The following is a 19,486-nucleotide window of genomic DNA, read 5'->3' as shown; positions in this document are numbered from 1 at the left end:
CTATGTTAGAAGCTCTTCACAGATGGAATAATAAATCTCTGTAAGTGTTTCTAAATCAGCCAATGAAACACACTCATTGACCTGATGGATGGTTGCATTCACAGGGCCCAATTCCAGCACTTCTACGCCATAAGGCGCGATAAAACGAGCATCTGATGTTCCACCGCTGGTGGATAATTGGGTATCTAACTGCGTGATTGTACGGATCGCACGGACGGTAGCATTTACAAGTTTTCCTTGACCGGTTAAGAAAGGCTTTCCATTTAGCTGCCATCTAATCTCAGGAGCAAGATGATGGCGATTAAAGCATTCTTCTACCTTTTTGATCAGAGACTTCGCTGTGTTTTCAGTTGAAAATCGGAAATTACATTGTAAGCGTAGTTCTCCTGGGATGATATTAGAACCTTTTCCTCCTGCTTCGATGTGTGTGACTTGCAGTGTGGTGGGTGGAAAAAAATCATTACCTTGATCCCACTCTATGCCAATTAATTCTGCTAAAGCTGGACTTAAAGTGTGAATTGGATTTTCAGCCAAATGCGGATACGCCACATGTCCTTGTTTGCCATGCAAGACCATTCTTCCTGTTAATGACCCCCTCCGTCCAATTTTAACAACATCGCCAACGTATTCAGCACTTGATGGCTCTCCAACAATACAAAACTCTGGAATGATATTTTTTTGTGCTAAGACTTGCATGACATGCGGAGTACCCAATTCAAAGTCGTCACCTTCCTCACCACTGGTGATTAAAAAGCCCAGCGAACCTTTAAATTCAGAATGTGCTTTAAGAAATTGTTTTGCTGCGAGTAACATTGCAGCGAGACTGCCTTTCATATCAGCCGTACCGCGACCGTATAAAAAACCATTTTTTTCAACCAGTTCAAACGGGTTTGTTTCCCATTTGTTTAATTCTCCTACAGCAACGACATCTGTATGGCCGGCAAAGAGCAAGCACGGCTTCTCTTCGCCAATTTGCGCGTAAAAGTTGGATACTGGATTATTATTTAATGGGGTGCAGGTAAAACCAAGTTCATGCAAGTAATCCATCATAAATTGCTGGCACCCATCATCAAAGGGAGTCACAGATTCAAATTGCACTAGGGTTGCGAGCAAGCGCTGCACATCGCTCATGATGGAATATCCCGTAATAACTCGTTGATGCTGACCTTAGCACGAGTTTTTTCATCCACTTGCTTAACAATTACCGCACAATATAGGCTGTGGCTGCCATCTTCACTCGGTAAATTTCCAGGCACAACGACAGAACCTCTTGGGATGCGCCCATACGTGATTTCACCGGTTAAACGATTATAGATTTTCGTGCTTTGGCCAAGATATACCCCCATTGATAGAACTGAACCTCGTTCCACAATCACACCTTCAACGACCTCTGAACGGGCGCCAATAAAACAATCGTCTTCGATAATGGTTGGATTCGCTTGCAGAGGCTCAAGTACACCTCCAATTCCGGCACCGCCTGATAAATGAACATTTTTACCGATTTGCGCACAAGATCCAACCGTCGCCCAAGTATCCACCATTACGTTCTCATCGATGTAAGCTCCGATATTGACATAAGAAGGCATTAAAACTGAATTTCGCCCTACGAAAGCTCCATGGCGAACGATGGCATGGGGAACAATTCGAACCCCCATGTCTTGAAAGTCATTGCGATTTAGGTGATTAAACTTTAGAGGAACTTTGTCATAAAATTGGCAAAAACCTCCTTCGATGACTTCATTTGGATTGATTCGAAAAGAAAGTAAAACGGCTTTTTTTAACCATTGATGAACAACCCATTGGTTCCCTTCTTTTTCTGCAACACGATATTGTCCTGAATTTAACCCGTTTAAAACTTCTGCAACGGCATCGCTTAATTCTTTAGTAGCAGAGTGTGGCGTAATGGTTTGGCGCTCTTCGAAAATTGCTTCGATGATTTGCTGCAAGTGACTCATTCCGATCCTTTTTTAGCAATAAAAAAATTCCAGTATAGCGTTTTTTGTAACAATCGTCATGATGGTTTGCAGCAATTCATAGAGGGAGTATACTTCCCTGATTCTTAACTTTAGGCCATGTTATGCGATTGTTAATCACGGGTTGTGTAGGATTTATAGGTTATCATCTTGCTAAAGCACGTTTAGAACAGGGCGATCAGGTCATTGGGGTGGATAATCTAAATGATTATTACGACGTGCGCCTAAAGCAGGCCCGATTGGAATTACTGCAATCTTATCCATCGTTTCACTTTTATGAGAGCGACATTTGTAATTTGGAACAAGTAACCCAAGTTTTTAAGGCTCATAAACCTGTACGTGTAGTCAACTTAGCCGCCCAAGCTGGCGTACGATACTCGCTTCAAAACCCTCATGCTTACATTCAATCAAATGTTGTTGGCTTTACGAACATTATCGAAGCTTGCCGCCACAATGACGTAGAACATTTGGTGTATGCTTCTACCAGCTCCGTGTATGGGGCGAATGGATCACAACCTTATCGTGAAAAAGATGGTACGGCGCATCCTCTGACCATATATGCCGCTTCAAAAAAAGCAAATGAGCTAATTGCACATTCTTATTCACATTTATATCAGTTGCCAACCACTGGCTTACGGTTTTTTACTGTTTATGGGCCGTGGGGAAGACCGGATATGGCATTTTTTAGTTTTACACGAGATATTCTTCAGGGTAATCCCATTAAAATTTTCAACCATGGGCAAATGCAACGTGACTTCACATATATAGACGATATAGTGATGGGCCTCTCTCGTGCTATTGATAAAATTCCTGAGCCTGACGAAGCTTGGACCGCCATGCAACCGGATCCATCCTCCAGCCATGCACCCTATCGAATTTATAATATTGGTAACGGTAATCCTGTAAATTTAATGGATTATATTCAAGCCATTGAAACCGCAACGGGTAAAGAAGCCATTAAAGAGTTTATGCCCATGCAAAAAGGGGATGTCGTATCCACCCATGCTGACACAAGTGCTTTGCAAATCGATTTAGGTTATTTGCCGAAAGTAGGCATCCATGAGGGTGTATCCGAATTTGTAAAGTGGTATTTGGAGTTTTATTCTCATCGCTAACAAATGCTATTCCCAATTAATTCGAGCACCCCTACCTGGTCTGAACAAGTCAGGTCAGGTAGGGTAGGGCGGGGATTTAGGTTAAAGCATAGTTCAAATCTGATTTCAGATCATCGATATGTTCTATTCCTACTGAGAGTCGAATAAATCCATCTACAATTCCAAGTTTCTTCCGGTTTTCAGGAGGGATTGATGCATGGGTCATGATGGCGGGATGCTCGATAAGACTTTCAACGCCGCCTAAGCTTTCCGCCAGGGTAAAGACTTCGCAGCGCGATAAAAATCGCTTGGCGTATTCAAGGTCACCATTCAGTACCAGAGAAATCATGCCGCCATAATCACTCATTTGCTCTTGGGCTAATTGATGTTGGGGATGACTTGAAAGGCCTGGATAAATGACCTTTGAAACTTTAGGATGTTGTTCAAGCCATTCTGCAAGCGCGCATGCATTTTCACAATGGCGTTGCATTCGCAAAGGTAACGTTTTTAAACTTCTTAACACCAGAAAACTGTCGAACGGCCCACATACACCACCACATGAGTTTTGTAGAAAAGCCAGTCTTTCAGCAAGCTCAGAGTTATCGCCAATAACTACTGCTCCGTTAACAACGTCGGAGTGGCCATTTAAGTATTTCGTTGCCGAATGCACAACTAGATCAAATCCTAGTTCAAGCGGTCTTTGAAGCCAAGGCGTAGCAAAGGTATTATCGACTACGCTAATGAGTTTATGGCGTTTGGCTATTGCCGCAATTTCTCGTAAATTTGCTAGCTTTAGCATAGGGTTCGAGGGGGTTTCTACCCAAATTAACTTGGTGTTAGGACGAATAGCGTTTTCAATGTGTTTTGTCTCTTGCATATCTACAAAAGAAAAGCTTAATTGATTGGTTCGAGTTTTTACTTTATCAAACAGACGAAACGTGCCTCCATATAAATCATCCGTCGCAATGATATGATCTCCTGCATCAAGCATATCAATCACTGAGTTAATAGCGGCCATACCGGTGGCAAACGCAAATCCATATTGTCCTGATTCCAGACTGGCAAGGCAGGCCTCATAAGCTTTGCGAGTGGGGTTATGTGTACGAGAATATTCATACCCCTGATGGATGCCTGGAGCGGACTGTGCATAAGTCGAGGTGGCATAAATTGGTGTCATAACTGCACCGGTTGCAGGGTCGGGAGACTGACCAGCATGAATGGCTCTGGTTTCGAATTTTTTTTGATTCATGGTTACTCCTGTATTGTGGATTCTATCCTGGAAAGAATAAATGAAACCTTACTTGATTGTTAAAATTAATATATTGAGCGTCAAAATATAAGCAAAATGAACAATATTAAAGTGTTTTTACTGGTTAGCCGTTAACATTAATGGAGTGCCATTCTAGAGAGGGATTCATGGGTAGGCAACAGGTAGATTATAAAAAAGTATGCCAAGCCGCTTCAAAGTTGAAAAACGAGGGTATAGAACCTTCTGTAATAGAGCTTTGTGAAGAATTAGGATTAGTTACCGCAACCCCTGAATTATCGACGTTACTTGAAAAATGGTATCACACCCAACCTGAATTCCAACGAACATCGTATACACCTCTAACCGATAATATTGCCACTGACACTTTAAATTCTAATGTAAATAACGAGCTTGAGAAATCCTTATCCCTCATACGAGCGACACTGGAGTGCACTGCCGATGGCATTATGATGGTCAACAATAAAGGGCAAGTGGTGGATTGGAACCAAAAATTTGTTGAAATGTGGCGGATACCGACCCATTTAATGGAGGCTGGGCCTGAAAACTTAAGCTTTGATTACATCTTAGAACAATTAATGGAGCCTGGAAAAATAATTTCAGATGCAAAATTATTATATTGCCACCCTGAGTGGCAAGGGGATCTGCCTGAATTACATTTCAGGGACGGTCGAATCTTCGAGCGCTATACCCAACCACAACGAATTGGAGAGGAGATTGTCGGAAGAGTTTATAGCTTTAGAGATGTAACAGCCAGACGCCTTGCTGATGATGAGTTACGAATCAGAGAAGGAGCAATTGAGGCCAGTACTCAAGGAATAGCTATTATTGACTTAAGCAAGGAGGGCATGCCAGTTGTTTATATAAATTCACCATTTGAGCGAACAACTGGTTTTAAAGAAGAAGATATTTTAGGTCAGTCTATTGCTATGATATACCCAGAGCTTATAGACCAAGCAAATAAAAAACGAATTGATCTTGGGATTCGAGAAGAGCGAGAAGAAACCGTTGAAGTTCAATTGCAACGAAAAACAGGTGAATTGTTTTGGTGTGAATTGAGCGTGGCGCCGGTTAAAAACTCCTTTAATACCGTAAAGCACTTTGTCTTTATTTTCAACGAAGTTACTCAACGAAAAGCAATGGAGGAGCAACTATTAAGGCAAGCGACCCATGACTCCTTAACTGGGCTTCCAAATCGCGTGTTGCTCATGGATCGTGTAGAGCAGGCCATCTTACAGGGGAAAAAGAATAACACCAAAGTAGCCTTTCTTTGTTTAGATCTGGATCGTTTTAAAATGACGAATGATACCTTGGGGCACAGTATTGGCGACAAACTTCTGCAATTTATTGCCAATAAACTCTTAGTAGCCACCAATGATTTTGATACCGTAGCGAGATTTGGTGGCGATGAGTTTGTGATACTTCTTCCAAATCTAGAACAGTACAATGATGCAGAAATCTTAGCACAAAAACTGCTTAAGCTGATTCAGAAACCTATCGAGATAGATCAACATTATTTAAAAATTTCCGCAAGCATTGGAATTAGTTTTTATCCGAGGGATGGGGAAGATTATGAAACGTTGATGAAAAATGCTGATTTATCAATGTATCACGCAAAAGATAGTGGTCGTAATACTTACCGTATCTTTGAAACCAAGATGAATCATCAGGTCATTAACTACACACAAATTGATAATGCGCTTAGAACCGCATTGAAAAATAATGAATTTTATCTTTTATATCAGCCTCTAATCGATCTAAAACGTAAACGCGTGATTGGACTTGAGGCTTTATTGCGTTGGTGTACACCGTTGCTTGGTCATGTTTCGCCAATGAATTTTATTCCGGTTGCGGAAGAAAATGGTTTGATCATTGAGATTGGAGAATGGGTGATTGAACAGGCTTGCAAACAAGCTATATGCTGGCATAAGAAGGGATATAAAGATCTCACCATAGCTGTTAATATTTCAGGCAGGCAGTTACATCAATCAAAATTACCACAATTTGTGCGAGAAACCCTTAAAAAAACAGGATTAAAGCCTGAATGCCTAGAGCTTGAACTGACTGAAACCCTGCTGGTAGAGAATATTGATAACGGTGTGGAACTGATGCATGAGTTGAAGGCGCTTGGAGTTAAGTTAGCAATCGATGATTTTGGAACAGGCTATTCTAGTTTATCGTACTTAAAGCAGTTCCCACTTGATAAGTTGAAAATTGATAAATCATTTGTGCAAGAGATGGTATCGAATAAAAATGATGCGGCCATTGTAAAAGCCATCATCAACTTGGGGCATAGCTTAGCTCTCGAAGTTCTTGCCGAGGGCGTAGAGAATGAATTTGAAAAAAATTTTGTTCTCACATATGGTTGTGATAGTGCACAAGGTTATTATTTCAGTCCTCCCTGCAAGCCAGATTTGGTTGAGGAGTTTTTAATGAACTACCCCAATTTACATGCAGACTAAATGCCGCTAGGCTTGAGCAGGTCCTTGAGCTATCATTATATATTTGTCGTCATGACAAAAATTGTATGGAATGAAAGACTCTGGGTCAGGGAGCATATGCTTCCTTGGTAGGAAGGTTACGTGGTTCGATGTTTGTTGGAAAGCCAATTTAGCCTTATTAAAAATTGACGACTTACGACTTTAGGCTGTAAACGTTACATTTCCGGTTGGTTTTGTTTAGATTTAAACTCGGATTATTGGATGAACCATTTTTGGTCATGCCGGTGCTGAGCGAACAACAACCAAAAGAGAAATACGATCCCAATCATGTTTCTTGTTCAAAATTATTGTTTTGAGATCTAAGGGGGAGGGGTGTATCCAGATTTGAAAAATGCCATACAAAAACCTACGGTCCCCAAACTTGCTTTTATCATTTTGGCAATGTTTGTACTTTGGGTCGTTGTGGATGGAATTATGTCATTAATTGCACTTTATCGGGCAGAAGGATCAGTAGCACTTCCAACACCACCGAAGACGGCGCAATTACCAACTCATCAACAGATACCTAACGTTTCTCTTTTTGGAGATTATGTACCTGAACATTTGGAAGGATCCAATATCAAACAATCCAGGTTAAATTTAACCATGGTTGGGGTTGTCTATTCAGAAGATGAAAAGTATTCACAGGTTATTATTCGCTCGGCTAATGGACAAGAAAATGTTTATCGAGTAGGTGATCATTTACCTGGCGGAGGAATTATTAAGCGGATTACACCACATGGAGTACTTGTCTCGCGCAATGGTTCATTAGAGAGTTTAAGTTTACCAAAAAATGAATTAATCTTTGCACCCATAGCTAAGCCTTTAATTGGGGACTAAACAACATGTTATCAAAACGCCTTATCATGTTAGCGATGAACTGTGTTTTACTATTATCCGGGTGTTCATTCACAACAATGAATTTACAAGAAGGCATTCGCAGCTTTCAAGTTCAAGATTATCGCACCGCCTTTATTCGACTTAAACCCGAGGCGGAAAAGGGCAATCCCGATGCACAATATGCTGTGGGTTATATGTATTTCTATGGGCAAGGCGTAATAGAGGATCGAAAAAAAGCTTTATTTTGGATCAAATGCGCTGCTAAATCCGGACAACCTGATGCTATAGCCGCCATGAAAATGTTAACCAGTTAATCACGCATACGGCAATGATTTTTTAATGAGTAACTCTTGGAATGTCTCAATTATTTGACGTGTAGGTTTAGCAATTCCTAATGCTTTTGCTTCGTTTAAATCCCACCATCTCCCTTGTGCCTCTAGAATAGATTCACCATTCCCAGGAGTTATTAAAAAGACTATTGGTTGTATTCGAAGGTTAAAATGGCTAAATGTGTGCTTAAATGCCTTCAAGGGAATTCTTTGCATTACCTCTAAATTATATTTCTCCGCAAGATATCTCTCGGGGGGTAGCTCACTGTCAATCGCTGGCATGCACCAAAGACCGCCCCATAAGCCTTCAGAAAAATTTTTCTCGAGATAAATACGCTCATGCTTGTTAAACAGCAGTAAAAACTGCTGAGATTTAAGTGGTTTGGCCTTTTTGGTTTTTTTATGAGGGTAGCTTAAAACCTCATTTACACTAAACGCTCGACATGAGCTTTGTAGAGGGCATTGTGTGCATTGAGGGGCTTTAATGGTGCAACACGTTGCTCCTAAATCCATGATGGCTTGTGTATATTCCGCACAATGGCGTTGGCTCATGCATTGCGCCGCTAGCTCCCAGAGTTGTTTATTAACTAACGTTTCATCAGGGGAGCCTGGTATTAGAAAAAAACGGCATAAGACACGTTTTACATTGCCATCCAGTATAGGGGTAGGCTGATTAAATACTAAGGAGGTGATCGCGGCGGCTGTGGACTGCCCAATTCCTGGAAGTTTCGTTAATTCGTTTGGATCATCTGAAAATAGACCTTGGTGCTCAAAGTATAGAATTTGAGCGGCTTTGTGAATATTTCGCGCGCGATTGTAATATCCAAGACCGGACCAGAATGCTAATACGTCATCAATGGCGGCATTAGCGAGCGTTTCTAAATTTGGGAAACGGGACATGAATCGGTTAAAAAAAGGAATGACCGTTTTTACTTGAGTCTGTTGCAACATAATTTCGGAGATCCAAACAGGGTATGGATCGGCAGATTTCCAAGGTAGTTCTTTGCGACCATGTCGCTGATACCATTGTAAGAGGGGTAGAGTGAATTGCTTTGTGATTTCTGATGTGTTCATGCTATAGCGTATCAAAAAATCCTTTTACTTCCTCTTTTAGTTGCTTAATTGGCTTATTAAGCGTCTTTTTCAAATAATGCTTTGTGAGAAGTGCGCTAATTTGCTTAACATCAGGGTAGACCAGTGGCTGCTTAAGACTGCCTTTTAATCTAAGAGGAATACCATCAACAAAAATATCGTTTATCTTGGCTGCGTTTTCATGATTTGATGACAGTTTTAAATTTAAATGATTATTAATACTCTGTTGTTGTAGATTGATAGAACCTTGGCCAGATAGTTCAAATTGGCGAGTTTGTAGCACCAAAGAATTATTCAGAAGCATCGGTTGGGGAATATCATAGGTAACATTTAAAGCAGTAAACTTAGTTATGCCTTTCTGAAAATCTTCAGGATTTAAATTGGCAAGTTCAGAAAGGGTTTGCGGATCAATGGTGCTGTTGTTTAATAACATTTGAAACCGGTTAAGCAACTCATTGACCAGAGCTTGAATATCAACGAATAATAACTTCCCATCTTTAATTGAGGCAGTGCCATTGACTCGTAAAGAATTTAATCCGTTCTGTTCTTTCAAGCGAGCAGTGCCGTGGGTGGTAAAATCGAGTTTTCCGACAATTAATTTTTTATCCACGAGGTCTTGAATAAACGTTTCGAGATTAAGATTGGTTGCTGTTTGATTAACAGTGATGGCTTGGGTATCTAGTCGATAGGATGCATTCCCAATCGATTCACCATCATAAAGATTAATTTTAATCGGATCGAATTGGATGTTATTGTTTTGAATGTCGGTATCTGCTGTGATTTTCTCAATTTTGAACTGATCAAACTGAACATCCGTAAGGGTTAGATGGCCGATACTATTTAAGGCACTTAAGTTGTTTGGCGCTAAATAAAAAATCTTATCGGATAATTTAATTTTACCTGTATAGTTTAGGGTTGCATGGCCAGAATGACCTGGCAAGCTTATCGCCAAATTAGATTTTAGTTGCAGAGGAAAATATTTATTTTCCAGATTTAACTGAGACAATGATATGTGTACATCATTGAGTTTATATTGAGCATTATCCTGCATAAATTTAATATGACCATCGGTTAGGCGAAAATTATCAATGGCGAAGGTTACTCGTGAAGGGGTAATTTTAGGTTCTTTTTTTGTTTTATACTCAGTTTTAATGATTGCGGGGGCTGGCGCGTTAGGATTGATAACGGCATTCAACCCATCGATTGAGATTTCACTAAAAGTCAATCGACCGTGCAATAGAGGTTCAAGTTGAAGTTTAAGAACCAGTTCTTTAATCTCAAGGTTGAGTTTTTTTTCACTTTCCGCGCTACCCACTTGAATTTGATGAACCTTAAGTCCTGGGGTAGGTAAAATTTGCCAGGTTATACTGCCTTTGATATCACTCGGTAGTCCTGTGATGGTTGTAATTTGTTTTGCTATATAAGTTTTAATCCAATCGGGTTCAAGGCTTTTGATGAATAGCCAAATCCCAACCGCTAGAATAAAAAGGGCAGTAACGAATATTAAAACTATTTTTTTTAAAGCATTCATAAATATCAACCAAGCGTTATGAAAGGATAATTTGATCCTATACCCGCGATCGTACAAAATGCGTGTTTTTAGGCGCTTTTATTGTATGTCCTGCCGCATTTTAAAAAGCGAGTAATGGCTCATTCCCTTGTGGGTGTTTTAAAATGCGACAGGCGAAAAAGAACAAGCATAAATCACGCATTTTGAACGATCACAGGTATATAACAAAATTGAGTATAGGATAGCGTCAGACTAGTTCTTAATCAATTGAATCTGCGTACAAAAATATATTGCAAATATAAATAATAAAGTGGTAAGCTGATAGTCTTCCCCGAGAAAAGATGTAACTAAAATTAGCTTTTCACGTTGTACTCAGGATGAGACAATATTTTAAGGAGAGCATTATGCAACAAAGTCAATGGGAAGTCGTAATATTAAAACCAACATCGGTTTTTCGTTCTTTTCTAGCTGCCCAATTACCTGGGGTAGAAATTCCTGATCTTAGTTTGCTTCAAACGGATACCACTGCGTACACCCTGCCAAAACATGACGATGAGGAAGAGATGCTAGATGAGATTGAAAAGCATTTTCCAGCCATGTTTAGGCATGAAATATCACGTTGGTTAGGTGACGATGCCCGCAATGATATCGAAGGCAGTTTTCTGGATTTTCTCTGTTGTTTTAAATTTGAGCTTCACTCGCAAATAGTATTAATGGAACCATCGTTGCAGGATGGGCACCAATTGGTTTGCATCAAGCCTCGTGCGGTATTACTAAAATGGATGAAGTCTGCTGTTCAACAACAAACGGATTTGACTACCATTTTAAATACGGTCAATCTCACCCAAATTTCTGAAAATGCTACCGTGGTGATTAAAAACTTTAATCAATTAACGGAAGTTAAGCCCTTTATAAAGCATTATTATCAGCCCATGTATAAAGCAGAAATGCATCGTATGTGTGATGAAACAGAAATTTGGCCCGAAGTTAAAAATTATCAAGATTTTAGCCGTTATTTTGCCGTTGAATTACATACTCAGTTGGTTCATTTGCATTAAGGAGGGCGGTTTATGGAACCTGTCACGATCGCAATCATCAGTACTGTTATTTTCGGGGTAGTTACTACGCTTTCAGTGTTTGTAAGACAACTGTTACTCAGCCGCGACAAACATTTGAATGATAAAGCGCAACAACGGGCATTGGATCAGGAAGCCGCTGAGCTTGAACGATTGCGTAAGCAAATGGAAAGCAACAAGCGCTTTAACTCGCATTATAAAGTGCTTGATTCGAATAAGGATGACATTCAATATCTGGATCAAAAGATTGAAGATATTTTGAATAAAAAATTTCTTTTAATTCAAAGATATTCAGAAATGACCCTTAAAGAATCGAGTGCATTAGTCGTCGGTGAGAATGCTGTTGAGCGTAAATTAGTCTGTGATCGATTAAGACAGGAAATAGACCGTGAAATAGAGTTCTACGACGAGCAATTAAGTCAGTTGCAAGCTCGTCGTGCAACCTTTTGGGATACTCATAAGGATCTGCAAGACTATTTGTTGGAGCAGGAAAAAGAACGCAATACGAAATTAGATGATATCTATAAGCGACATACTGGCTTATTAGAAAAAATCTATATCCGACACAATCAAAATTCTGAGCGAGTAACTGTGAAATCGATTGAGTCAGGTTCAGAAGCGTTTAAGTTAATTACGGTACCTTTTCAAATGCTCTTGCAGTTTTTTAATCTTAGCTCCAATATTTCTCCCACACGTTTCGAAGAGGAGCGATCTGCTCGTACGGATGTTAGAAACACAGAAAGAGAAATTAACGGAAATGATTCGGATTTAGGTGGTTCTCATCATTCATATTATGAGCCAGAAGCTGAGCCGGATTATGATGAACAATCGTATACTACTGAGCCAGCTTAATGTATACCCGAGATCGTTCAAAATGCGGTAGGACGAAAAATAAAGGCGTCTAAAAACACGCATTTTGAACGATCTCGGGTAAATCCTGTTCTCTTAATCTATGCAGTCACTCCTCAGACGTTGGTTCAAGTCCATTTACTTGAATTTCTTCTCGGTGAATATAGCGCTTGATGAGCTGTTCTGCTTGTTTGGCGCTAATAGGCTTGCTTAATACCCCATCCATAAAATAGGTCTTGCAGTCTTCTTTAACGACAGCCGCTTTGTGTGATGTTAAAGCAATGATAGGAATGTGGTAGTTTGATTTATTTTCCATGTCGCGAACTTTTTTAGCAATCATATAACCCGATGTTTCTTCTAGACTAATATCCATTAGCACCATGTCATACTTGCCAGGTTTAAACAGTTCGATTACTTTATCTTCTGTTGCTGCTACATCTACATTACAATAGATTGAACTGAACAGGGATTTTTCTACTGTCTGGGCGACGCGATCATCTTCGACCAATAAAATATTAGGGTGGGTGATTTTCTTGGGGAGCTTTTTAGTAGGTATTTCTTCGTTCTGTAATACTTTTTTTCGTAAAGTCATTTGTTCGGTGATGTCGGTCAATACCACAACTAAGCCCTTAATTTCTTGATAATCATCAAACAGTGGTACACGCCGTACACAGAAATAAATCGTTTTACCTTCCCCATTAACTATACTTTCTTCCACATTCATTTGTTCTTGCTTAGAAAAAATGACTTTCATATCATCTAAACGCATCGACTCAATGCTTTTCTTGTTCCAAGAAGTAAACTTGAGCATTTGGTCATATGGTGTTCCTTTCAATTCACTGATAGAACCGGGATCAATGCCCAAAAGCTTAATAAAGCTGAGGTTATAGCCTTTTAGGTTGCAAAGATTGTCAATCCAATAGACACTATCAGAAACAGAGTTGAGAATTTGTAGATACAGTTTATCCTTTGCTTCTTCCCACATGTCCATACTCCTTGTAATTTACCTTGCTTATTCTTGAAATCGCTTACATCATTGTGCGGACGTATATCATTAATTTATAAAAAGTATAGTTGAAATTCGATAAATTAAAATATACCCAATCATCTCAGCTACTCAGATATCTTACTCTTTTAATTGACTAATTGCGCATCAATCAAGCATAATATTTTTTTATTATCCTTTGTCTTGCATACCGTTCTGAGCCTAATACTCCAAAGAGGTGTTAGTTATACAAGCATTAACGGGATATTCCCAAACTCTTCATTCGGTTTCATTAGGGGGAAAACATGAACAATTTATTTCGTATTGTGGTTATATTTACTTTTCTTGTATTTATACACCCTGGGTTTGCTAATCAACTGGATCACTTATTGCCCGATGAGCGAAATACTATTGAAGTATTTCAGAAAGCTTCACCTAAAGTGATTTATGTTCATCGGATTAAAACTGTGGTTAATGGTGCGGCTGAGCTTCTTCATATTCCATCTGGCGCAGGATCAGGAATTATTTGGGACAACAAAGGACATGTCGTCACTAATTTTCACGTCATTGCGGGTGCGGATAATTTAGCCGTCAGTATTGGTAATCATACTTTTTCAGCAAAAGTCGTTGGTGCAGAGCCACGTAAAGATATTGCAGTTTTGATGTTAGAATCCAGAAAAGCATTGGATCTTGTCAGGTCTGTTCAACCTTTTGAGATTGCTCACACTGATCATCTTTTAGTGGGGCAAAAAACTATTGCCATTGGAAACCCATTTGGTCTAGATCATAGTTTAACGACTGGAGTGATTTCTGCGTTAGGACGTCAAGTTCCTGGTATCGGGGGTGTTACTATACGAGAAATGATCCAAACAGATGCATCGATTAATCCTGGTAATTCTGGAGGACCGCTACTTGATAGTGCGGGTCGACTTATTGGATTAAATACACTGATTTACTCACAGTCAGGCTCGTCTTCTGGTGTTGGTTTTGCAGTGCCTGCTGATGATATTTCCCGATTGGTGACCCAAATCATTGAACATGGACGCGTAAAGCTTGCGGGCATAGGCATTCAGCGTGTTGAACCAAATACTGCTGCTAAACTCGGCGTTAAGAAAGGCATACTAATTTCGGAGGTTTTGCCCAAAACTCCTGCTGCTGCGGCTGGCTTGAAAGGAACTTATCGCGATAGTTTTGGTCGTATTCATCTAGGAGATATCATTATTGGCTTAAATGGGCAGTCTGTTGGTAATTACGATACGCTTTATAACCTGTTAAGCAAAATTAAAGTAGGAGATGAAATTACTTTAACCGTCTTACGCAATGATAAAAAGATTACCCATAAGATGAAGACCATTGATATCGCTTCCTATTAGCGGCTAAACCGTGTGTTCATACCGATAGCCAGTATATACTGGCTAGGTAACGTCCCCGAAGTTACCTAATAATATACTCACAAACTTCACGCCAGTGTGGCTCATCCTGGCTGTTTTATCATACCTTGTAGCAATCCTTCTAAAACGCTTAATCTTCTGAAAAAAACGCCCAACAATATTTCTTTCCTTGTATGCTTGTGATTGTTGAAAAAAGCGTGTTTTAGGCGTCTTTATTTTTTGTCCTGCCGTATTTTAAAAGCGAGTAATGGCTCATTACCTTGCGAGTATTTTAATATACGGCAGGGCGAAAAAGAAACAGCATAAATCACGCATTGAAAGAGCACGGGCATTTATCCAAGAAACCTAGGAAGGTTCGCCGTGAATCTCTAAGTAGGTCTTTAATCGCGACACTTTCTCTTCTTCATCATGTTCTTGCAGATAATCGATCAGATCGAAGATGGTAATGAGAGAAATCACCCGAATTCCCTGTGACTGGATCTCTTTTAAGGTTGATCGTTCGCCAGTTCCTCGTTCGCATCGATCCAGGGAAATAATCACGCATGATAGTTGCCCCCCATGGCGAACAATTAGATCTTGTGCTTCACGAAACGCTGTTCCTGCAGTAATAACATCATCCACAACAAGCGTTCTTCCACCCAAAGGCGCACCAATCAATTCCCCCCCTTCACCGTGATTCTTTACTTCTTTACGATTAAAAGTGACGGTTGTGTCTACTCCCATTTCGGTTAACGCAATGGCGGTTGCAGTGGCAATGGGTATGCCTTTATAGGAGGGTCCAAAAATGTGGTCGAATTCTAATTCTTGATCCAGAATAGCATTGGCATAAAATTGTCCTAGACTCCGGAGTCCTTTCCCTTGATAAATTAACCCGGCATTAAAAAAATAAGGACTGTTTCTCCCCGATTTTAAGGTAAAGTCACCAAATTTTAATGCCTCACACTCCAAAGCAAGTCGTATAAACGCTTCTTTTAAATTTTTCACAGACGCTCCCCGATATTGACTTTTAAAAAAAATCCTTAATAATCAATTAAAATATTGTTATGCTGATACGGACTGACCGACAGTAATTATAGTTTAGCAATATTTTTAACTTAATGGATTTTATAAACCAAAAAAAGAGGATGAGCGAAATGTCGCAACGATTAAAAGGACAAGTTAAATGGTTTAACGAAAAAAAGGGATTTGGTTTTATTATTAGCCCTGATGGAAATGATATTTTTGTACATTATAAAGATATCCAGGGAGCTGGTTTTAAAACGCTGCATGAAAACGATACAGTGAGCTATGTTCTAGACAAAGGCCCTAAAGGTCTCAAAGCTCAGGATGTTGTTCTCGAAAAAGAAATGAGTTATTGACTTAGTGTATCGAATCATACACCATCCGCATACTAATAGATTAATTCTTAAACTGGGTTCATTATAGATGACTTGGTCAAGGTCTTTTTTATTTCATGAGTAAACATTGTGAACGCGTTCCAGTTGCTGTTATAACTGGTGCTGCGAGTGGTATTGGGTTAGCACTTGCCAATGCATGCGTTAAAAAAGGCATGCGCGTGGTGATGGCGGATGTCGATGAGCAAGCTTTGTCATTTAGCGTTCAGAAATTGCAACAGCATGAAGGGGCTTGCATACTAGGTGTTCGGTGTGATGTCACTCAATTTTCGCAACTTCAACGTCTCGCGGATAAGACAATTAACGCTTTTAATCGTGTGGATTGGTTATTCAATAACGCTGGAATTAGCGGGCGGATTGCTCCCTTGTGGAGTTTGAAGCTTGATGAAATTCACCAGGTTATGGATGTCAACTTATATGGAATATTAAATGGCGTTCAAGCGTTTATTCCGATCCTATTTGAGCAATCGCATCGTTCGCACATTATTAATATGGCTAGTTTTTATGGGTTATGCAGTGGTTCAAATATGGCGGCTTATGCTATGTCAAAACATGCCATTGTCGCGCTGTCTGAATCCCTCTATTTTGATCTTCGTGCTTCAGAAATGCCCGTAGACGTATCTGTGGTATGCCCATCGTTTGCGAACACGCAATTACTATCAAACTCTAAACCGAGTACAAATAGCCCATTGCAAAATCTAATGGTAGATTTGATACAACGAAGTCGGGATCCTGAAGAGATCGCCCACCATATTCTTGCTGAAATCGATAAAAACGTATTTTACATTCTTCCGGATCGTGAAGTGAAAGATTATTTTGAAGAGCGAATGAAGGCTGTAATTAATCAAACATCCCCTCATCAACACAATCTAGAGAAGGTAATGCAAGCGCTATCTCGACGTACTAATGGCTGATCATTAAAAACAGGATTCTAAATGAAAGCGAGCGTATTCCACCTGCTAGGAAAACAAACCTTTCTTCCGCTGTTTTTAACGCAGTTCTTTGGCGCATTTAATGATAATGCCTACAAGTTAGCCACGCTGACTTTAATCAGCTACTTTCTTAGCACCAGTCAGGGACAGTCTGAACAATTCCAAGCTATTGCCGGCGCATTATTTATTCTCCCTTTTTTTATTTTTTCAGCAACAGCAGGCCAATTAGCTGATAAAATAGATAAAGCCAAAATGACACGCGTATTAAAGCTATTTGAGTTAATGCTTATGATCTTTGGTGGGTTTGGGCTTTATTACGGAAATATACCCATCATGATGGCCATTTTAACCGGGATGGGCGTTCACTCAACGTTTTTTGGGCCAATCAAATATGCTATTTTACCAGACCACCTCCCGAAAAAGCAGCTTCTAGCGGCAACCTCACTAATTGAAGGCAGCACTTTTTTAGCTATTTTACTCGGGACGACTTTAGGCGCATTGGGCGTGGGTGGAGAGCGCTCAGGAGCTTTGTATGCCATTCTACTAACCTGCTCATCCGCCCTTATTGGCTTATTAGCCAGTCAATATATTCCTCCGGCGCGATCAAAAGACAACAATCTAGATGTGGATTGGCGCGTTATCCGAGCCACAAATCGCATGATCAAGGATATTATTCGTAACACCAAAATTGTACCAACATTGTTTGCGATCTCTTGGTTTTGGCTAATTGGAGCAGTCATATTAACCAAGCTTCCTGATTATACTAATTATGTGTTAAATGCTGAAACACCAGTATTTGCTGTGTTTCTGGCATTGTTTTCAATTGGAATCGCCGCCGGGTCTTTAACAATTAATAAGATTTTAGAAGGAGAAGTGTCTCTAAGGCTAGTGCCTAAAGCAATGTTATTATTGTCGGTTTTTGCTTGTGACTTGTATTGGGCTACACCCCAACAAAATAAATCGCTACTGTCGCTTACTGAGTTTTTTTGGAATATACAGCACATACGCATTTCATTAGACTTGTTTTTTTTAGCGTTTTTTGGCGGTCTATTTATTGTTCCACTATATACGTTTCTACAAGTGGGCAGTGAAGGTACTCATCGCGCAAGAACCATCGCGGCAAATAATATTTTTAATGCATTGTTTATGGTGCTTGGTTCCTTGTTTGTAATGCTGCTCATTTATTTGCACGTGTCAATCCCAGGGGTGTTTTTGATATTAGGCATACTAAATGCTTTTGCAGCAGGAATATTTTGGATTTATTTTAGAGCAAAGGACTAGTGATCAGGAACCAGGTTAGAATGGTTAGAAAACACAATCTAACTTAAGCTGGTTCCTGCCTAGCTCAACCAGTCTCGTGCTGGAAGGAAATCTGTATACAACTTTGCTTCAGGGGTATGTGGCTCTGGATGCCAATTATATTGCCATTGGACTTCAGGAGGGAGCGACATAAGAATCGACTCAGTGCGCCCTCCTGATTGTAATCCAAATAAGGTGCCGCGATCATAGATTAAATTAAATTCCACATAACGCCCGCGCCTAAACCGTTGGAATTCTTTTTGGTGTGGATTGTAGGGACTGTCTTTCCGCTTCTCAACAATTGGTGCGTATGCTTTGATAAAATGATCGCCAATACTTTTCATTAAACCAAAGCTCAATGCAAACCCGCCTTCATTAAAATCATCAAAAAATAGTCCACCAATGCCTCGTGCCTCTTCGCGGTGTTTTAGATAGAAATATTGATCACACCAGCGTTTAAACCTTGGATAAATCTCTTCGCCATACGGAGCACAAGCTTCCCGAGCGGTTTGATGCCAATGGCGGCAATCGTCTATAAAGCCATAATAAGGGGTTAAATCAAATCCTCCGCCAAACCACCAAATCGGACGTTCGCCTCTTTTTTTCGCACTAAAAAAACGGACGTTCGCATGTGAGGTCGGAACAAAGGGGTTATCAGGATGAATGACTAATGACACACCTAGCGCTGTAAATTCACGGCCAGCCAATTCTGGCCTATGCGCCGTTGCTGAGGCAGGCAATTGATGTCCTGAAACATGAGAGAAATTAACACCAGCTTTCTCAAACACAGAGCCATGGCTCAGCACTCGTGAAATTCCTCCGCCACCTTGAGCTCTTGTCCAGGCATCTTCAATAAACCGACTTTTGCCATCTAAGCGTTCTAATTCTTGGCAAATTGATTGTTGTAATCCCAACAAATACTGTTTAACTTGTACAATAGCATCGGATGGTAGGCTGGTATTGTGGTTGCTCATG

At 40.1% G+C, this 19,486-nt stretch carries 18 protein-coding genes; 10 read left to right on the top strand and 8 right to left on the bottom strand.

What is annotated here, in order from left to right; genetic code table 11:
* Together dapE and dapD are read right to left on the bottom strand one after the other, a co-directional pair.
* Entirely contained in the window at positions 1 to 1,131 is a 1,131-nt protein-coding gene (gene dapE, locus E1O47_RS04445; RefSeq protein ID WP_133130066.1) for a succinyl-diaminopimelate desuccinylase, read from the bottom strand.
* Positions 1,128 to 1,955 (bottom strand): 2,3,4,5-tetrahydropyridine-2,6-dicarboxylate N-succinyltransferase, encoded by an 828-nt coding sequence (gene dapD / locus E1O47_RS04440; RefSeq protein ID WP_133130065.1) that lies wholly within the window; start codon positions 1,953 to 1,955, stop codon positions 1,128 to 1,130. Before dapD ends, dapE begins: the two co-directional genes overlap by 4 nt.
* Before the next feature lie 122 nt (positions 1,956 to 2,077).
* Here dapD and E1O47_RS04435 point away from each other — a divergent pair, with 122 nt between their 5' ends.
* Entirely contained in the window at positions 2,078 to 3,088 is a 1,011-nt protein-coding gene (locus tag E1O47_RS04435; protein WP_133130064.1) for an NAD-dependent epimerase, read from the top strand.
* A gap of 76 nt (positions 3,089 to 3,164) precedes the next feature.
* Here E1O47_RS04435 and E1O47_RS04430 read toward each other — a convergent pair whose 3' ends face one another.
* A complete protein-coding gene (locus E1O47_RS04430; protein ID WP_133130063.1) occupies positions 3,165 to 4,316 on the bottom strand; it encodes a cystathionine gamma-synthase in 1,152 nt (383 codons plus the stop codon).
* Between the two features lie 167 nt (positions 4,317 to 4,483).
* Between E1O47_RS04430 and E1O47_RS04425 the strand changes: the two genes are divergently transcribed.
* The 3 genes from E1O47_RS04425 (at position 4,484) to E1O47_RS04415 (ending at position 7,968) form a co-directional block, all read left to right on the top strand.
* Positions 4,484 to 6,796, top strand: coding sequence for an EAL domain-containing protein (locus E1O47_RS04425; RefSeq protein WP_133130062.1), 2,313 nt, complete (start codon positions 4,484 to 4,486; stop codon positions 6,794 to 6,796).
* Between the two features lie 351 nt (positions 6,797 to 7,147).
* Positions 7,148 to 7,654 carry a type II secretion system protein N gene (locus E1O47_RS04420; protein WP_278025362.1) on the top strand — a complete coding sequence of 169 codons (507 nt, stop codon included), beginning with the start codon at positions 7,148 to 7,150 and terminating at the stop codon, positions 7,652 to 7,654.
* Between the two features lie 26 nt (positions 7,655 to 7,680).
* Positions 7,681 to 7,968 carry a tetratricopeptide repeat protein gene (locus E1O47_RS04415; protein WP_423202757.1) on the top strand — a complete coding sequence of 96 codons (288 nt, stop codon included), beginning with the start codon at positions 7,681 to 7,683 and terminating at the stop codon, positions 7,966 to 7,968.
* Here E1O47_RS04415 and mutY read toward each other — a convergent pair whose 3' ends face one another.
* A complete protein-coding gene (mutY, locus tag E1O47_RS04410; RefSeq protein WP_133130060.1) occupies positions 7,969 to 9,057 on the bottom strand; it encodes an A/G-specific adenine glycosylase in 1,089 nt (362 codons plus the stop codon).
* A 1-nt stretch (position 9,058) separates the two neighbouring features.
* A complete protein-coding gene (locus E1O47_RS04405; protein WP_133130059.1) occupies positions 9,059 to 10,606 on the bottom strand; it encodes an AsmA family protein in 1,548 nt (515 codons plus the stop codon).
* A gap of 383 nt (positions 10,607 to 10,989) precedes the next feature.
* Here E1O47_RS04405 and E1O47_RS04400 point away from each other — a divergent pair, with 383 nt between their 5' ends.
* Positions 10,990 to 11,643, top strand: coding sequence for a hypothetical protein (locus tag E1O47_RS04400; protein WP_133130058.1), 654 nt, complete (start codon positions 10,990 to 10,992; stop codon positions 11,641 to 11,643).
* Positions 11,644 to 11,655: 12 nt separating this feature from the next.
* Positions 11,656 to 12,513, top strand: a complete 858-nt coding sequence (locus E1O47_RS04395) for a hypothetical protein (protein WP_133130057.1) — start codon at positions 11,656 to 11,658, stop codon at positions 12,511 to 12,513.
* Between the two features lie 106 nt (positions 12,514 to 12,619).
* Here E1O47_RS04395 and E1O47_RS04390 read toward each other — a convergent pair whose 3' ends face one another.
* Positions 12,620 to 13,495, bottom strand: a complete 876-nt coding sequence (locus E1O47_RS04390) for a response regulator (protein WP_242602003.1) — start codon at positions 13,493 to 13,495, stop codon at positions 12,620 to 12,622.
* A gap of 305 nt (positions 13,496 to 13,800) precedes the next feature.
* Between E1O47_RS04390 and E1O47_RS04385 the strand changes: the two genes are divergently transcribed.
* Entirely contained in the window at positions 13,801 to 14,868 is a 1,068-nt protein-coding gene (locus E1O47_RS04385; protein WP_133130055.1) for a S1C family serine protease, read from the top strand.
* Between the two features lie 363 nt (positions 14,869 to 15,231).
* Here E1O47_RS04385 and pyrE read toward each other — a convergent pair whose 3' ends face one another.
* Positions 15,232 to 15,870 (bottom strand): orotate phosphoribosyltransferase, encoded by a 639-nt coding sequence (pyrE, locus tag E1O47_RS04375; protein ID WP_133130054.1) that lies wholly within the window; start codon positions 15,868 to 15,870, stop codon positions 15,232 to 15,234.
* A 149-nt stretch (positions 15,871 to 16,019) separates the two neighbouring features.
* On the opposite strand from pyrE, the gene E1O47_RS04370 reads away from it, so the two are divergent.
* From E1O47_RS04370 to E1O47_RS04360, 3 genes are all read left to right on the top strand, one after another.
* The gene (locus tag E1O47_RS04370) at positions 16,020 to 16,244 is read left to right on the top strand and encodes a cold-shock protein (protein ID WP_133130053.1); all 225 of its coding nucleotides are present in this window, start codon (positions 16,020 to 16,022) and stop codon (positions 16,242 to 16,244) included.
* A gap of 95 nt (positions 16,245 to 16,339) precedes the next feature.
* Complete coding sequence (locus E1O47_RS04365) at positions 16,340 to 17,194, top strand: SDR family NAD(P)-dependent oxidoreductase (RefSeq protein WP_133130052.1); 855 nt, start codon at positions 16,340 to 16,342, stop codon at positions 17,192 to 17,194.
* A 21-nt stretch (positions 17,195 to 17,215) separates the two neighbouring features.
* Positions 17,216 to 18,493: an MFS transporter gene (locus E1O47_RS04360; RefSeq protein ID WP_133130051.1), complete on the top strand. Its 1,278-nt coding sequence runs from the start codon at positions 17,216 to 17,218 to the stop codon at positions 18,491 to 18,493.
* Between the two features lie 59 nt (positions 18,494 to 18,552).
* Here the strand turns inward: E1O47_RS04360 and hemF are convergent, their stop codons facing one another.
* Entirely contained in the window at positions 18,553 to 19,485 is a 933-nt protein-coding gene (hemF, locus tag E1O47_RS04355; RefSeq protein WP_133130050.1) for an oxygen-dependent coproporphyrinogen oxidase, read from the bottom strand.
* Between the last annotated feature and the right edge of the window lies 1 nt (position 19,486).

Origin of the sequence: Legionella yabuuchiae, assembly GCF_900640115.1 — a bacterium.
Taxonomy (GTDB): Bacteria; Pseudomonadota; Gammaproteobacteria; order Legionellales; family Legionellaceae; genus Legionella_A; species Legionella_A yabuuchiae.
The sequence above is the reverse complement of the archived record's forward strand: the minus strand, read 5'-3'. Positions and strand labels throughout refer to the sequence as shown.

Excerpts from the sequence above, each read along its gene's own strand:
- dapE (WP_133130066.1), bottom strand. The coding sequence starts at position 1,131 with ATGAGCGATGTGCAGCGCTTGCTCGCAACCCTAGTGCAATTTGAATCT.
- dapD (WP_133130065.1), bottom strand. The coding sequence starts at position 1,955 with ATGAGTCACTTGCAGCAAATCATCGAAGCAATTTTCGAAGAGCGCCAA.
- E1O47_RS04435 (WP_133130064.1), top strand. The coding sequence starts at position 2,078 with ATGCGATTGTTAATCACGGGTTGTGTAGGATTTATAGGTTATCATCTT.
- E1O47_RS04430 (WP_133130063.1), bottom strand. The coding sequence starts at position 4,316 with ATGAATCAAAAAAAATTCGAAACCAGAGCCATTCATGCTGGTCAGTCT.
- E1O47_RS04425 (WP_133130062.1), top strand. The coding sequence starts at position 4,484 with ATGGGTAGGCAACAGGTAGATTATAAAAAAGTATGCCAAGCCGCTTCA.
- E1O47_RS04415 (WP_423202757.1), top strand. The coding sequence starts at position 7,681 with ATGTTAGCGATGAACTGTGTTTTACTATTATCCGGGTGTTCATTCACA.
- mutY (WP_133130060.1), bottom strand. The coding sequence starts at position 9,057 with ATGAACACATCAGAAATCACAAAGCAATTCACTCTACCCCTCTTACAA.
- E1O47_RS04405 (WP_133130059.1), bottom strand. The coding sequence starts at position 10,606 with ATGAATGCTTTAAAAAAAATAGTTTTAATATTCGTTACTGCCCTTTTT.
- E1O47_RS04400 (WP_133130058.1), top strand. The coding sequence starts at position 10,990 with ATGCAACAAAGTCAATGGGAAGTCGTAATATTAAAACCAACATCGGTT.
- E1O47_RS04395 (WP_133130057.1), top strand. The coding sequence starts at position 11,656 with ATGGAACCTGTCACGATCGCAATCATCAGTACTGTTATTTTCGGGGTA.
- E1O47_RS04390 (WP_242602003.1), bottom strand. The coding sequence starts at position 13,495 with ATGTGGGAAGAAGCAAAGGATAAACTGTATCTACAAATTCTCAACTCT.
- E1O47_RS04385 (WP_133130055.1), top strand. The coding sequence starts at position 13,801 with ATGAACAATTTATTTCGTATTGTGGTTATATTTACTTTTCTTGTATTT.
- E1O47_RS04370 (WP_133130053.1), top strand. The coding sequence starts at position 16,020 with ATGTCGCAACGATTAAAAGGACAAGTTAAATGGTTTAACGAAAAAAAG.
- E1O47_RS04365 (WP_133130052.1), top strand. The coding sequence starts at position 16,340 with ATGAGTAAACATTGTGAACGCGTTCCAGTTGCTGTTATAACTGGTGCT.
- E1O47_RS04360 (WP_133130051.1), top strand. The coding sequence starts at position 17,216 with ATGAAAGCGAGCGTATTCCACCTGCTAGGAAAACAAACCTTTCTTCCG.
- hemF (WP_133130050.1), bottom strand. The coding sequence starts at position 19,485 with ATGAGCAACCACAATACCAGCCTACCATCCGATGCTATTGTACAAGTT.